The organism is Mucilaginibacter aquaedulcis (assembly GCF_030409325.1).
Lineage (GTDB): Bacteria > Bacteroidota > Bacteroidia > Sphingobacteriales > Sphingobacteriaceae > Mucilaginibacter > Mucilaginibacter aquaedulcis.
In genome coordinates this window covers 1,019,885-1,033,175 of the sequence record NZ_JAUFPR010000004.1, presented here as the reverse complement: position 1 = coordinate 1,033,175, position 13,291 = coordinate 1,019,885, and the positions used below count along the sequence as shown (strand labels likewise).

Annotated in this window: 12 protein-coding genes; 8 read left to right on the top strand and 4 right to left on the bottom strand. The window is 40.7% G+C overall.

Features of this window, described 5'->3' with window-relative positions; all coding sequences use genetic code 11:
* The first annotated feature begins 6 nt into the window (after nt 1-6).
* The 3 genes from QWZ01_RS22955 to QWZ01_RS22945 all read left to right on the top strand — a co-directional run bounded on the left by QWZ01_RS22955 (nt 7) and on the right by QWZ01_RS22945 (nt 6,950).
* Complete coding sequence (locus QWZ01_RS22955; RefSeq protein ID WP_290327508.1) at nt 7-3,291, top strand: DEAD/DEAH box helicase family protein; 3,285 nt, start codon at nt 7-9, stop codon at nt 3,289-3,291.
* A gap of 63 nt (nt 3,292-3,354) precedes the next feature.
* The gene (locus tag QWZ01_RS22950) at nt 3,355-6,075 is read left to right on the top strand and encodes an N-6 DNA methylase (protein ID WP_290327506.1); all 2,721 of its coding nucleotides are present in this window, start codon (nt 3,355-3,357) and stop codon (nt 6,073-6,075) included.
* Nucleotides 6,072-6,950, top strand: coding sequence for a hypothetical protein (locus QWZ01_RS22945; protein WP_290327504.1), 879 nt, complete (start codon nt 6,072-6,074; stop codon nt 6,948-6,950). The genes QWZ01_RS22950 and QWZ01_RS22945 overlap by 4 nt, the downstream gene beginning before the upstream one ends.
* Nucleotides 6,951-7,664: 714 nt before the next feature.
* Here QWZ01_RS22945 and QWZ01_RS22940 read toward each other — a convergent pair.
* A complete protein-coding gene (locus QWZ01_RS22940; protein WP_290327503.1) occupies nt 7,665-8,123 on the bottom strand; it encodes a HEPN domain-containing protein in 459 nt (152 codons plus the stop codon).
* Between the two features lie 5 nt (nt 8,124-8,128).
* Between QWZ01_RS22940 and QWZ01_RS22935 the strand changes: the two genes are divergently transcribed.
* The 3 genes from QWZ01_RS22935 (at nt 8,129) to QWZ01_RS22925 (ending at nt 9,924) form a co-directional block, all read left to right on the top strand.
* On the top strand, nt 8,129-8,914 hold the full coding sequence (locus QWZ01_RS22935) for a hypothetical protein (protein WP_290327501.1): 786 nt from the start codon (nt 8,129-8,131) through the stop codon (nt 8,912-8,914).
* Between the two features lie 90 nt (nt 8,915-9,004).
* Entirely contained in the window at nt 9,005-9,394 is a 390-nt protein-coding gene (locus QWZ01_RS22930) for a helix-turn-helix domain-containing protein (protein WP_290327499.1), read from the top strand.
* 164 nt (nt 9,395-9,558) lie between these two features.
* Nucleotides 9,559-9,924, top strand: coding sequence for an RNA recognition motif domain-containing protein (locus QWZ01_RS22925; RefSeq protein WP_290327498.1), 366 nt, complete (start codon nt 9,559-9,561; stop codon nt 9,922-9,924).
* Between the two features lie 15 nt (nt 9,925-9,939).
* Here QWZ01_RS22925 and QWZ01_RS22920 read toward each other — a convergent pair whose 3' ends face one another.
* The 3 genes from QWZ01_RS22920 to QWZ01_RS22910 all read right to left on the bottom strand — a co-directional run bounded on the left by QWZ01_RS22920 (nt 9,940) and on the right by QWZ01_RS22910 (nt 11,877).
* On the bottom strand, nt 9,940-11,148 hold the full coding sequence (locus QWZ01_RS22920) for a relaxase/mobilization nuclease domain-containing protein (protein WP_290327496.1): 1,209 nt from the start codon (nt 11,146-11,148) through the stop codon (nt 9,940-9,942).
* A complete protein-coding gene (locus tag QWZ01_RS22915) occupies nt 11,145-11,441 on the bottom strand; it encodes a plasmid mobilization protein (protein ID WP_290327845.1) in 297 nt (98 codons plus the stop codon). Before QWZ01_RS22915 ends, QWZ01_RS22920 begins: the two co-directional genes overlap by 4 nt.
* Nucleotides 11,442-11,583: 142 nt before the next feature.
* Nucleotides 11,584-11,877 carry a helix-turn-helix domain-containing protein gene (locus QWZ01_RS22910; RefSeq protein WP_290327494.1) on the bottom strand — a complete coding sequence of 98 codons (294 nt, stop codon included), beginning with the start codon at nt 11,875-11,877 and terminating at the stop codon, nt 11,584-11,586.
* Between the two features lie 468 nt (nt 11,878-12,345).
* Between QWZ01_RS22910 and QWZ01_RS22905 the strand changes: the two genes are divergently transcribed.
* Together QWZ01_RS22905 and QWZ01_RS22900 are read left to right on the top strand one after the other, a co-directional pair.
* Nucleotides 12,346-12,654: a Crp/Fnr family transcriptional regulator gene (locus tag QWZ01_RS22905; protein ID WP_353959434.1), complete on the top strand. Its 309-nt coding sequence runs from the start codon at nt 12,346-12,348 to the stop codon at nt 12,652-12,654.
* The gene (locus tag QWZ01_RS22900; RefSeq protein WP_290327848.1) at nt 12,621-12,851 is read left to right on the top strand and encodes a Crp/Fnr family transcriptional regulator; all 231 of its coding nucleotides are present in this window, start codon (nt 12,621-12,623) and stop codon (nt 12,849-12,851) included. Before QWZ01_RS22905 ends, QWZ01_RS22900 begins: the two co-directional genes overlap by 34 nt.
* Nucleotides 12,852-13,291 lie beyond the last annotated feature (440 nt).

The window sequence follows — 13,291 nt, the reverse complement described above, 5'->3', positions numbered from 1 at the left end:
TTCACAATGCAGCAAGAGGGTAACTTTTATTTTTTAACAGATAGGTTCGGGGCTTTTTACAAAGCTGCTCGGAAGGCCGAAACCTTTTTGCAGCAGGATGAAGAAGCCTGCGCTATTTTTTGCCGTAAAGCATTGGAAGAAATGGTGATCTGGATGTTCGACCAAGATCGCCAGCTCGAAACCATTCATCCTGACGAAGATGCTACACTGAATATCCTGATGCACAAGCCCGGCTTTATACGCTTGGTTGGCCAAAGCTTATTTACGGATGTCAATATCATTCGTAAAACAGGTAACCTGGCCGTGCACGTAGACAATAAGCGAAAGGTAACTACCAAGGATGCGTATACTTGCCTGCTTAACCTGCATGCCTTTGCGCAATGGCTGGCCAGCTATTACGGCGATACGGTTTACCGCGAGCCGTTCCGTACCTCAAAAATTCAGGAAGAGGTTGCACTAACAGCACCAATCCAAGAGTTAGCCCAAATTCCGCTTGCCGAGGCAAACGTTACTGAAACACCGGAAGGTGTTGTTTATCATTCGCCGTCAGAAAAGCTTACCCGCGAGCTTTACATTGACATATTGCTTAAAGAAGCCGGGTGGACAGTTGGCGATAGCAGCACCATTGCTGAGTATAATTTAAAATACAGCGCCAATGGCTCTGATAAGGCCGATTATGTACTGTTAGGCAGCGATGGCAAACCGCTTGCCGTGGTAGAAGCTAAAAAGACCTCTGTCGACGGCAAAGACCAAGGGTTGGGCCAAGGCAAACGCTACGCCGACGCGCTGCAAAGAGAATTTGGAAAACGCCCCGTTATTTTTGTGAGTAACGGGTTTGAGCATTACATATGGGATGATACCAATTACCCGTACCGGCAGATACAAGGATTTTACAGTAAAGAAGATCTGGAGAAGCTGATCAACCGCCGCATTACCGCGAAGCCGCTAAGCACTCAAGCTGTCAATACCGATATTGCAGGCAGGCACTACCAGATAGAAGCCATACAACGCGCAAAAGAGTCGTTAGAAGCCCATAAGCGCGATTTGCTATTTATTATGGCGACAGGCAGCGGTAAAACCCGTACGGCTGCCGCACTCGTCGATGTACTTATCAAAAGCGGCAGGGTAAAACGGGTGCTCTTTCTTGCCGACCGCACACCTCTGGTAAGCCAAGCAAAAAACAACTTTAATGCATATCTACCGCAGTTGACATCTGTTAACCTTTCAAAGGAAAAAGCTTTTGATCAGGTTAGGATGGTTTTTTCCACCTATCAAACAATGATCAATCAGATTGATGAGCAGTTCGAGGGGGATCGTCGATTATTTACAGTCGGGTACTTTGATCTGGTCATTTTTGACGAGGTACACCGTTCTATCTACCAAAAGTATAAAGCTATATTTAACTACTTTGATGCTATCCGGTTGGGGTTAACAGCCACGCCAAAAGCTGAAACACAAAAAGACACCTATGAACTGTTTCATTGCGAAACAGGTGTACCGACATTCTCCTATGAGTTGAACCAGGCAGTAAGCGATCAATTTTTGAGGCCGCCGCTGGCGATGAAAGTGCCGCTTAAGTTCCCAAGGCAAGGCATCAAATACGCAGAATTATCTGACGAGGACAAACAACGATACGAGGATACATTTGCGGAGAACAGCGAATATGTTCCTGATCAAATTGACTCGGCTGCCTTAAACGAATGGTTGTTTAATGCAAACACAGTCAACAAAGTGTTGCAGCTTTTAATGGATAATGGTTTAAAAGTTAATAATGGCGACACGATAGGTAAAACCATCATCTTCGCTAAAAACCAGAATCATGCAAAATTTATCGAAGCTTGTTTTAACCAAATGTACCCGATGCTTAAAGGGCACTTTTTAGAAGTAGTTACTTATGCATCTGATAAACCTGAAAATACAATTGACCTGTTTAAGCAAGCCGATAAGCTGCCACAGATAGTAGTATCTGTGGACATGCTGGATACCGGTATTGACGTTCCGGAAATATTAAATCTCATTTTCTTTAAAGAGGTAAAGTCAAGTGCAAAATACTGGCAAATGGTTGGTAGAGGTACGCGCTTATGCCCAGACGTGTTTGGGCCGGGCGTAGACAAAGAGATCTTTTACCTATTTGACTATTGCGGCAACATTGAGTTTTTTGGCGATAATCCCAACGGTGTTGAACCAAGCGCTTCCATGTCACTCACACAGCGCATCTTTCTGTTGAAGGTTAAGCTGGCTGTTACTTTAGAATCGCTTGTAGAGGATGACGAATTGTGTGAGTACCGTGCACAATTACTAAATGAGCTGTGTTCGGATGTCTCAGCGCTTAACCGCGATAGTTTCGTTAACCGTCCGCATTTACGCCTCATAGAGCAATTCTCCAATCGTGATTATTGGAACAGTCTGACTGAAGAAAAGGTGCGTGATCTACAAAGAAATCTTGCACCGCTTGTAATGTCTGCCGACACGGATTTTGATGCCCGTAAATTCGACTCTGTAAGTTATAGGCTTACAGACGCATACCTTAGAGAGGATAAACAACTGGCAAGTTTTATAAGGCTGGTAAAAAACTTAGCCGTTGAACTTTTAAAGCAAACGACTATTCCCCAAGTAGCTGCGAAAAAGGAAGTCCTGCAGTCACTGCTTAACGAAACCTACTGGCAAAATATAACAGTAAAAGGGCTTGAAAGCTTAAGGGAGGATATCCGTTCTCTTATGAAGTTCATTGAAAAGCAGAATCAACCCAAAGTATATACCGATTTTGAGGATGAACTGACCGGCGAAATCGAAGTAGTCGATATTATTGGCCCCTTAGCAGGACTGGCAAGATATAACGATCGGGTGGCTTCTTTTATCAGAAAACATGCTAATTATATCGCTATCAACAAGATCAAGCATAACGAGCCCATTTCTACCGAGGAACTTGAGCAGGTTAAAAACCTGCTATTTACTGAAGATCCTGATGCCGCACAGCATTTAGAAGAAGTATTAAGCGGTAAGCATTTTATCCAGTTTGTTCGTTCCATCATTGGTTTGGATATACAAGCAGCAAAAGCTCTTTTTGCAGAATTCATAAACCGAGAAGGAATATCAGCCGAGCAGATTACCTTCATCGACACGTTGATCAACTACCTTTCTATTAACGGCACTATAGATAGGGCTATGCTTTTTGATAGGCCGTTCACCGACATTAATCACCAGGGGATACTTGGCATCTTTAAGGACGATGATGCTTTGAAAATTATTGGCATAATCGATGATTTGAATGGCAAATCAAACTTTGCGTAGTTAACTTTGATCAATAAAGTTCTGTGCAGATACACTGCACAGATGAGAATAATCTTTGCATCAATGACGTTACACGAGGCTATACAAGAGCTATTGATTTTTTCAGAAGGTCCGCAATCGAGTCTAGAAATTGCTGAAAAAATTAATTCCCTTCAAATTTATAGAAGAAAGGATGGCCAGCCTGTTAGTGCTACTCAGATAGCAGCTAGAGTAAACCAGTATTCACAGTTATTCCACATCAGTCCTGAAGGAAATATTTCGTTGGTGAATAAAGATATTATAAAATTCAAAAACGAATATTACCACATCTTAAATGAACTAAGAGATGATAAGTCCGGCTATTTTGAATACAAACTTCTTGCTGTAATCGCGTTATTTATTGGATGGCGAGATAACGACCCAACGTTACATTTCATTACTCCAGATTTAGATAATATTCGAAAACTTATAAGGACGAACCTTGATTTTTTGCCAACAAACGGCCAGGAAGAAGTCTATAGTCTCATCCGGAGAGCTAATGATAAGCGCTTCCATTGGTTTTGGAATTCCTTGTTCAGATTCGGTTCTTTTACAAAGCCACCATTGCGTGATTTTAGTAAATTCTTTAATGATATTGTAAATGAGTTTACTAATGCAGACAGCCTGCATAACGGTGAGTACTCATCCCCGCAATTTCTTTCCACCTTCATGGGTTCAATATTCTCGGTGCCGGAAAAAGGAACAATCGTTGACCCGTTTGCCGGTACGGCAAGTTCTTTGCTTCAAGCATATAAACACAATTATAAATTTTTGCCAAAGCTTATCGCAAATGACATTTCTCTTTCTGCCAGTATAATAGGTGCATTGAATATATATGTTAGCGGATATCATCAGGTGGAATATTTTGTTAATGACTTTTTTGAAAGTCCACTAGGCGAGAAATCTGCAGATCTAGTAGTTACAGTACCACCTTTCGGATTAAGACAAAAAAAATATCTATATGAACTTAAAGGTGTCTACCCCGGATTATTCAGCAATTATCAATGGAACTCATTTGATGGATCGATTGATACGACTGCTGCTGGAATATTGTCCACTGTTTCTTTGTTAAAGGATGGTGGCAAAGCGGTCATTGTTGTTCCGGATGGCGTTCTTTTTAGCGCAAAACGTGATTTCTTATTTTTAAGGCAAGTGCTTATTCACGCCAATTTATTAAAGGGTATTATCTCTTTACCAAGTGCAACCTTCCGTCCTTATTTTTCCGTTTCTACCTCACTATTAATTATCGAGAAAAACACAACTCGTAAGGGCGGAATATTTCTTTTTGATAGTTCTAAACTTACTGTTGATGCATTCGAAGCAAAGTCAATTGAAATAATAAATGCCTATCATAATGAGCTTCGTATAGAAAGTAGCACGTTTGTTAATCCAGACGAAATTCCGTTTAAAAATTATGATCTAAGCCCTAAGCGCTATCTTCTTGAATTGCCAATTGGCGGCAACTACGTTCCTCTTCAAAGTTTATGTGAGATTATTTACACCGGAATGGGGGTAAATAAAAGTAATATCAATAAAGATCACGGTGTACCTTATTTGCAATTAGGTGATTTAACAGAAACAACAGGACTAAATGAGGTTGATAATTCTAAGGCAGAATACTTTATCAGTGATGAAGAACTATTGACGAAAAACCCTAGATATATTCCTAACAAAGCGGTTTTGATAGCAAAGGTCGGCAGTAAACTTAAACCGTCTTTGTACAGATATGATGGCCCTGCATTATGTAACCCGAATATCATAGTTGTAAAAACTTTAGAAGGTCAATTACTGCCTGAATATTTAATTACACAACTTCAAAGTGATTACGTCCTTAAACAGATTGACGCCATAAGACATAATATTGGTGTCCCGCATTTTAGTAAGGCAGACTTCACCAACATTCATATTAAAGCACTTCCCATTGAGGATCAACGAAACTTTATTGCTTCATACTATGGAAAAAAGTTAGAAGAAGTAAAAAATACAGTTGATCTACAGCGGGAGGATGATCTTTACAACATTATAGCAAGTTTGAAACATGAGTTGAAACAACCTGTCTCTTCACTAGGGATGGACATTTCGACTCTTAATGATTTTTTTGAACGAAAAATTGAATCAGGTGACCCATTGTCTTGGAATGAGCATGTAGTTCCATTACTTCCAGGGCAAAATCCAGATGAAGAAAAGCACTTGCTATTTAGGAATGTCATGAATCGAATGGTGTCAGCAATTAAGGATGCGCAAACCACCCTTACAAAAGCAGAGGAAATTCTTAATATAGGCGGAGGAGTATTTGCTCCTGAAAAAATACCGTTAAAACAATACCTGAACCAAGTGATAAAGCCTTTATTTGCAAATACTAATTGTACTATTTCTATACAGGGCGATGAACGTGAAATAATGGCTGATAAATATCAGATGGAGGTGCTTTTTAAAAGACTAATTGAGAATGCCATCAAACACGGATTTCATGGAAGATTAAAAAAAGCGGAAAACCTCATCAACATAAGAATCTTAAATAAATCGGTAAACAAGGATTTTAACGAGATTATTGTAGAAAACAACGGCAAGGAATTTCCTGTCGAATTTGATATAGCCAAATTCCAAATGGTTGGTCAAACTACTAATAGGCATAGAGGTACCGGCTTTGGTGGTTTCCATATTAAAAGAATTATAGAAAGTCACCATGGAGAGCTACATTTAGCCGATAAGAAGGAAATAGGTGAATCACAATTTAAAGTACGTTTTAAAATTTATCTTCCATGACCAGACCAGATAAACCGATCAGTATTTTATTATATGACGATAAAGCAGATTATGCAGGAAGTTTTAAGACAACAGCCCAAAAACAGCGTATTATAACAAAATGGGTTGATAATGCAGATGAATTATTTGAAATCATCAAAGCTTCCCCAAGGAAGTATCAGTTTGTAGTTTTAGATGCGCGTGCTTATATGCATGAAGGGCAAGCAGAGGGAACCGAGGATGAGATGAACTTGGTAGCTATATTGCGAGATTTAGACGAATTAAAAAAGGAATATTGTTTAACATTACCTTATTGTATAAACACAGGATTCGCAGACTTAAAGTTAAGGTTATCCAGTAGGGTTAAATGTCCGATCTACGAAAAAGGTAACGAAGACCAGCTAATTAATCATATATGGGAGCAATACTTGCAAACTGATAAAGCAATCCTTCTTGGGTCATATCCAGAAATATTTGAATTCGCAGACAACTATTTTGATGATGCAGCATTCGCACTACTGTTCAATTTGTTTATTAACAAAAACTATTTCTCTTCCAGTGTGCCTTTAAGAATAAACAATTTGTCCGCCTTGCGTAGGACAGTCGAACATCTTGTAGACATTATCAATGATAAGTACCTCGCTGGAGCAGCTTTAATACACAGCCCGGGTACTAGGCTTAAAGATATTTTGGATTACCTTAATGATCACGATGATGTTCCTGTACACGTTTTTTCTACGCTAACTTCCATCCGGAAAATTGCTGGAAACTTTGGAAGCCACACGCCAACTACATCAGCTGAAATCAAAGCTTATCCATCCGGGGAACTCATTGGAGGATTAGCCTTGGCATTAAAAGATAGTTTTATTTGGGCTAGTGGGCTAGTAGTGGGGTAGGATTATGGTAACATCTTCCCTAAATGAAAGATGTTAGGGATATAATAGTCTGCTAAACCCTTAACATTGTATGGCAAATGCGGTTCCTAAAAACCGTAACATGCTAGACGATGAAGTTGTTTAGTATGTTTCATACTTTCTCAAACACACTTCTCCATTGCATCGCTTAAACAACCGGCAGCAGCAAGCAGGAAAGCTGTCAAGGGCGCTGCTGCCAATAAAATCAAATAGTTGCAGCGTTCATGTACCCTTGATAGTTTTACTGCGATGCTAATTTTGTGATGGCGGTGTAGTGGTCAGTTGCCATGCAGAGAGTAAAGCAATGCTATGGTGAGAGATAACGAGCCATAGTATTGCCTGAGCGGCAAGAAGGTTGTCGGTGTAATGGAACCCGTAGCGATAGCGTGTGGTTAAACTGTCTGCCTTCCTGCAAGGGCTAATCTTTCATTTGCTCTATTATCTGTTGAAACATTCCTTCAGCAGTTATGAACAGCTTGCAAACTTTGTCCGATAACGCCTTTACTGTTTCCTTGTCAGCGTAAAAATCGTCTTTATACCTTGCTGCCGAATAGGCCGTTTGTAACAACTCAAAAAGCTGCACATCGCTTACAACACTAAAGTCAAATACATTCTTTAAGTCATCCGTGCAGATCAACGTTATCTTTAGCTGTCTGGCCAGATTATGAATGGAGAGCCGGTAACCTAAATTAACTCTTATAATGGAACTAGCGTGCTTTCTACTGCCTGATGCATCAGGAACACCGCTAAGTTATAATTACCATCATCAACGCAAGTTAAAGATGTATCGAGAAAGTCCTTTGCTTGCTTACCCCAACGGTTCCATATAGCTTCTACCTGACCTCTGATAGACTTTTCATCCGGAATTTGTAGTTCGGGTAACTCCAGCTTTGATGACCGGTAAGCAATCTTATTTTTTTGTAATGTATTGATGAAAAAGCGGCTTCCGTCTTCAAGCCCCCTAATAAAAGCATCTGATTTATGAACGATAGCACAAACATTAATCAGATGACCGCATTTCTTCTCGATCTTATCTAAGAGCTGATGTTCCGATGTTTTGTCTTGCTCCTTAGTGATTATCAAAAGATAAAAGGTGTCAGGGTCTGGATGTGTCCCAAGGTGAAGGATCATTAATACAGACTCAACCAATAGCATCAGTCATGGACTTAAAGCAATATGATGTACAGAACTTTTATCCCAAACATCTTGATCCGGATGAGATCGACGAGCCTTTGAATGTGATCAGTGATTTCTTTTCCGCAGACTGGCTACCCGGACATTTAGAAAGCTTACTGGAATGGCGTAAGCATGTGATCGAAGAGGGTTATTATACGGATGAACCTAAGAAAAGTCCGGCCGGGTTGCTCTTTACGCACCAGTTAAATGCTAAGCTGGTGGAGGCAGTTTACTTAATCAGCCGTACTAAAAGAGCGTCGAAGCTTGCCGATGCGATTAATATTAACTTCGATCAACAATTGCAGCAGGAAGAGCAGGAATGGCTTCATTATCCTGTTCACCTGTCCTCTGTTGAACGCATTAACCCATATTTGGCCATTAGTCATTTCTTCAAGGTCTATACAGTCGATCAGTACCTTGATCTTCTTTACGAGTGGCTGGAAACGGGCCTGTCCAATCATTCGGCAGATGAGTTCTTAGATACCAGCGATGTGATCTATTTATATGAGAACATGCAAAAGCTTTACGAAGCAGCATGGATCATCAAGCAGCGAGAGATCGAACCAACGTTTAAAAAGAGCGTAGATGGATCTGGTGAGTTAGCATCTACGCAGGTAAAGAGGTATTCAGTAAGATTGCCATTAATGAATTTCAATTGCAGGTTTAACGAAGCTATTACACCCGCTGAACAGCTTGGCTTAAACCAGTTGGTGGAGATCATACTCAAGGATTGTGACCGGCCTGCATTGACCGACAACACAAAAGAATAGCAGTAAACCCACGTGCCGAACCATAGCGATTTTGTACTTTACAATGATGCGGTTGTTTCGTACATTTACAATAATTGATACATTTACGCCATGGCAGAGACTTTACACATCGGAAGAAAAATCAGCAAGCTTCGTGAGTTGCGCGGCATGAAGCAGGAAACGCTTGCCTTAGAACTTGGTATCAGTCAGCAAGCCGTTTCCAAGATTGAACAAAGCGCCGAGGTGGAAGATGATGCTTTAGCCAAAATCGCTAATGTCTTAGGCCTTACGCCTGAAGCAATTAAAGCCTTTACAGAAGAAGCCGTATTTAATATCATTTCAAATACATTCCATAATACCAGTAGTGACAGTTCAACCTTGATTGCAAGTTCATTAAACTACCAACCTACTTTTAATACGATAGAAAAAATTGTTGATCTTTATGAAAGGTTACTAGCCAGTGAACGAGAAAAAACCGAGCTTCTAAAAAACTCCAAATAATATTAAGCTCCGAAAGGGGCTTTTTTTATTTGCTATCGTGACCTTCATAGTTCGTTTATTAGAAATGCATATTTCTGCATTTCTAACTTTCTGCATTTACAGAAATGTTCATTTCTACAAATACAGAAATCTAGATTCTATATCTCTACATTTGCAGGCTACTTATGGAATTGGTAAAACTATTTGTTGGCGGCTTCCCGCTGGAGATCGACGAACTGGAACTGGCCAAGTTGTTTGCACCGCATGGTGACATTAGCACCATTAAGATCGTCCGTGATAAGAAAACACGGATTTGTAAGGGTTATGCCTTTATCGAAATGAATGACCGGGAAGGAGCTGAGGCGGCAGTGGAAGCATTGGACGGTTCTGACCTGAACGGGAAACAACTCACCGTTAAGCTCAATGAGGAAACAGCTGCAAAACCGAGCTACTCGCCCAAAGCCTCTTCTCCGCAAAGACAGCCCGTTTATCAAAAGGTAATTAGGCCAGGCAGCGAGGAACGAAAGAAAAGGCCACGAAGGACTTTGTAATAACCAGCTTAATAACTAACCCAATCTTTGCCCTTTTCTCTTCTTACGTTTGCGTTTGAACTCATTCAATGCATTTTGATCCATATCACCAGTAGGGTGATTAGTGCCGAGCAAACTCCCGATAAGATTGCTACCAGGTATAGTCTGATGAACCATCTGCTGCCGAACTTGTTGTTGGCTTGGTAGATCTGTTCCGCGCTGGAGACTATTCTTTGAATCTGAAAGGCGAGGTTGGTTGCTGTGCTGTCCATCAGCTCCAGCCGCCTGCTGGTCTCTGCTATCTTTTGCTCTGATCTGATCCTGTAGTTTTCCAGCGCCTTGCTGTATAGCCTTTCTATTTCCGGCAGCAACTTTTGTATCTCCGTAAGTTCCCGCTGCTGTTCCTCTTGCGGCGGATTCACCGGCTGTTGCTGATTGTTGCCAGGCTCTTGTCCTAATATTTGCCTGGTGAATTGCTGTGCGATCTCTTTCTTGTTCATAACTGATAGCATTTTTAATGGCCTGCCATTTGTAAACATTACCTAATTGAGCGCCTTTGAACTGCATACCTTCATAGCCGTAGGATATGCCGCTCACAAAACCGGTACTGGCCCGGTTAAACAATACGTTGATACCCTTAGATTCCAAGGCCTGAATGAATTGTGCTGTATTGGGCTTCTTGCTGAGCACATCTTTAATGATTTCTTGCAATTTCATTTTGGAGGACGGCTCCTTCGTCCGCTTCATCATTTCTAGTTCGTTCTTCGTCATCGCCCTTTCTTGGGCTTGTCTACTTGAGATGACCTCTGTCAAGCCATACTGCTTTTCCAGCATTCTGAGTACCTGCTCGCTGCGCTGGTAGTCTTTGCTGTCCGAAACGACTTTGCCGTCGTAGCCGATACGGTTAACAAGGATATGCAGGTGCGGATGATCCGCATCATAATGTCGGAAGATGGCAAACTGGTGCTGGTCAAATCCCATGTTGTTCAAATATTCATTTGCAATAATGTTCATTTGTTCATCACCCAGGTTCTCATTCGGCGGAAAGTTGAGGGAGGTATGATAGAAGTACTTTTGAAGGTTTGGCCTTAACATTCTGATCAAAGCCACCTCACGCATGATAGAATCCTCTTTGCCCGATGTAAAAGTCATATCCAGAACTTTCGCCTTACCATGCTCGACCTTTTGCAGGTTGTAGCGCAATGCGCCCCTAAATCCCTTTCCTTTTACCTGGTCCGCTGTCATTTCATTAAGCAGTTAAGTATGTCCTTCTGGGTTTTTATCAAAATAGTCAGTATCGTTACGAAAGCTGGAGATAACTTACCTGCGTTCAGTTGCTTAACAGCCTGGTTCAGGTTAACACCGATCTTATGCAGCTCTTGGTAAAGCGCTGCATTGATAGGTGACAGCTTGATGGCAGGGAACCTGCCGGTAAATGCTTTCTGCCTGATCCAGTTAGCTGGTGTCATGGCCGATGCCTGGGCATAGTTGCAAACCATATCGTTCTCTTCTTTCGTGAGCCGGATATTGACCTGAATAGTCCTTTTATTCTATTCCTGTAAAGCCGGTCTTCCCATGATCTTTAATTTTAAACGAAGTGCAAAATCTTGCTTACCTCCGAAGGAGCAAGCCGTTTAAGCGTAGCGAAAACATGGCTTGCTCCATATTATAAAGACAGTTTTATTTTGCTATACGAATTCGCTTGCTCTGAACTTCCCCTCTCAAAACTTTCTGAATATCCTCGAAGCTGTAATATAAGATGCCACCGATCTTGGTGAACGGAATGGTACCGTTGTCCCTGAGTGTCTGGAGGGTATTGCTGGAGATTTTGAGCAGGTTTTTGACCTGGTAACTCTTAAGATATTTTGCCGGTTGACCTTCGGCCGACCCGCCTAACAATAATGCCTTGATCTGACCTACGAGTTTTTCTCCGAACTCGGTCAGGTCCTCCCTTGTGATAATTTCTGTTGCCATAATCCTCAATTTTGTTAAATCATTTGATCTGGGTTGCGTAAATGTCTGATGACATGAGCTTAACCTAATGCATCGCGCTAATAGATGCATCGTTTTGATACAAAATTGACTGAAGAAAATTGAAAGTTAATCCGAGTTGATCCGACTCGGATAACATTATTTTGCGAGTTTGATCCCTCAGCGTTCATCTGATCAACAGGAGCCTACAATCCCCATAACGGTTTATTGATATTTGGCTGATATTTGACCCTGTCAAAACTTGTAATAGCTGATAATGTCATTACAATTCCCGAGTCAAACGTTATAGCATAAATTTACAAGGATTGCTTTTTCTGAATAAATTTTGCAATTTCTATTATTTCCAATTGCTGAACCTGCATTTCCTGGGCACTGACCTTCGAACTCCTGTTAAATAAAGTTTCAAAACACATTCACCTTGATCAATTTGAAAAGGAATTCTTTCTTAGTTTGCTTCAAACTAAATTTTTGAAGCGTAAAGCGTTTCTTTTAACTGATGGTGAAATCTGTAAACACTCTATTTTTATTACGGAAGGCTGTTTACGCGGCTATACAGTTGATAAGCGGGGAAATGAACATGTGCTAAGTTTCGCTCCACCAGGATGGTGGATTGCCGATCTGTATAGCCTGTTCTCCCAACGCCCCGGAAGTTTATATATTGCGGCGATAACGGATACAACTACCCTCATGCTTTCTAATACGAATAAGGAAACCTATATCATCACGTGCCAAAATTTGAACGCTTTCTCCAAATTTTAACTGAAAATGCATTGGTTGCCAATCAGCAACGCCTTTTGAATAATATCACCCTGACCGCTGAAGAAAGATTCAGTAATTTCTGCAAGCGCTACCCAATTATGGTTGATCACTTATCACAAAAACAGATTGCTTCTTATCTAGGCATAACGCCGGAATTTCTCAGCAGGATGCGCAACAAAATCGTTCGAAATAAATAATGGGTTTCTTTTAATTGCATTTCACAATATCTCGCCTGCTGATACAGGGTCAAGCCGCGGTTTAGAATTCAATAAAACTTAGGATATTATCCGGGTCAGTATTTTCATTTATTAACCTACATCATCTTTTTCGCAAATTGTATGTCCGATATTTAGTTTCTAAGATGAGATTTGATAACAGATTAGTAATTGAAAACAAAGTGAATTTAAAGCAAAAAATCAGCGTTGATAAATGGGACATGTATTAGTTTGATCAATAATAGTTCACAAAACATGTTTTGGTCCTATTACTCACAATAGCTTTTTATGATACATTAAATACTCTTGCCGCCGTACTGAGACATATGGAGGCCGAAGAGTTACTTTCACGCAAACGTTGGAGGAAGAAAAGAAAACTAATGGCCTGCTTACGAAAATCGCAGTGAATGTGGTTAACGATT

Coding starts and splice junctions, on each gene's coding strand:
- QWZ01_RS22925 (WP_290327498.1), top strand. CDS start 9,559: ATGGAATTGGTAAAACTATTTGTTGGCGGCTTCCCGCTGGAGATCGAC.
- QWZ01_RS22910 (WP_290327494.1), bottom strand. CDS start 11,877: ATGGCAACAGAAATTATCACAAGGGAGGACCTGACCGAGTTCGGAGAA.
- QWZ01_RS22930 (WP_290327499.1), top strand. CDS start 9,005: ATGGCAGAGACTTTACACATCGGAAGAAAAATCAGCAAGCTTCGTGAG.
- QWZ01_RS22920 (WP_290327496.1), bottom strand. CDS start 11,148: ATGACAGCGGACCAGGTAAAAGGAAAGGGATTTAGGGGCGCATTGCGC.
- QWZ01_RS22945 (WP_290327504.1), top strand. CDS start 6,072: ATGACCAGACCAGATAAACCGATCAGTATTTTATTATATGACGATAAA.
- QWZ01_RS22940 (WP_290327503.1), bottom strand. CDS start 8,123: ATGCTATTGGTTGAGTCTGTATTAATGATCCTTCACCTTGGGACACAT.
- QWZ01_RS22955 (WP_290327508.1), top strand. CDS start 7: ATGCAGCAAGAGGGTAACTTTTATTTTTTAACAGATAGGTTCGGGGCT.
- QWZ01_RS22950 (WP_290327506.1), top strand. CDS start 3,355: ATGACGTTACACGAGGCTATACAAGAGCTATTGATTTTTTCAGAAGGT.
- QWZ01_RS22935 (WP_290327501.1), top strand. CDS start 8,129: ATGGACTTAAAGCAATATGATGTACAGAACTTTTATCCCAAACATCTT.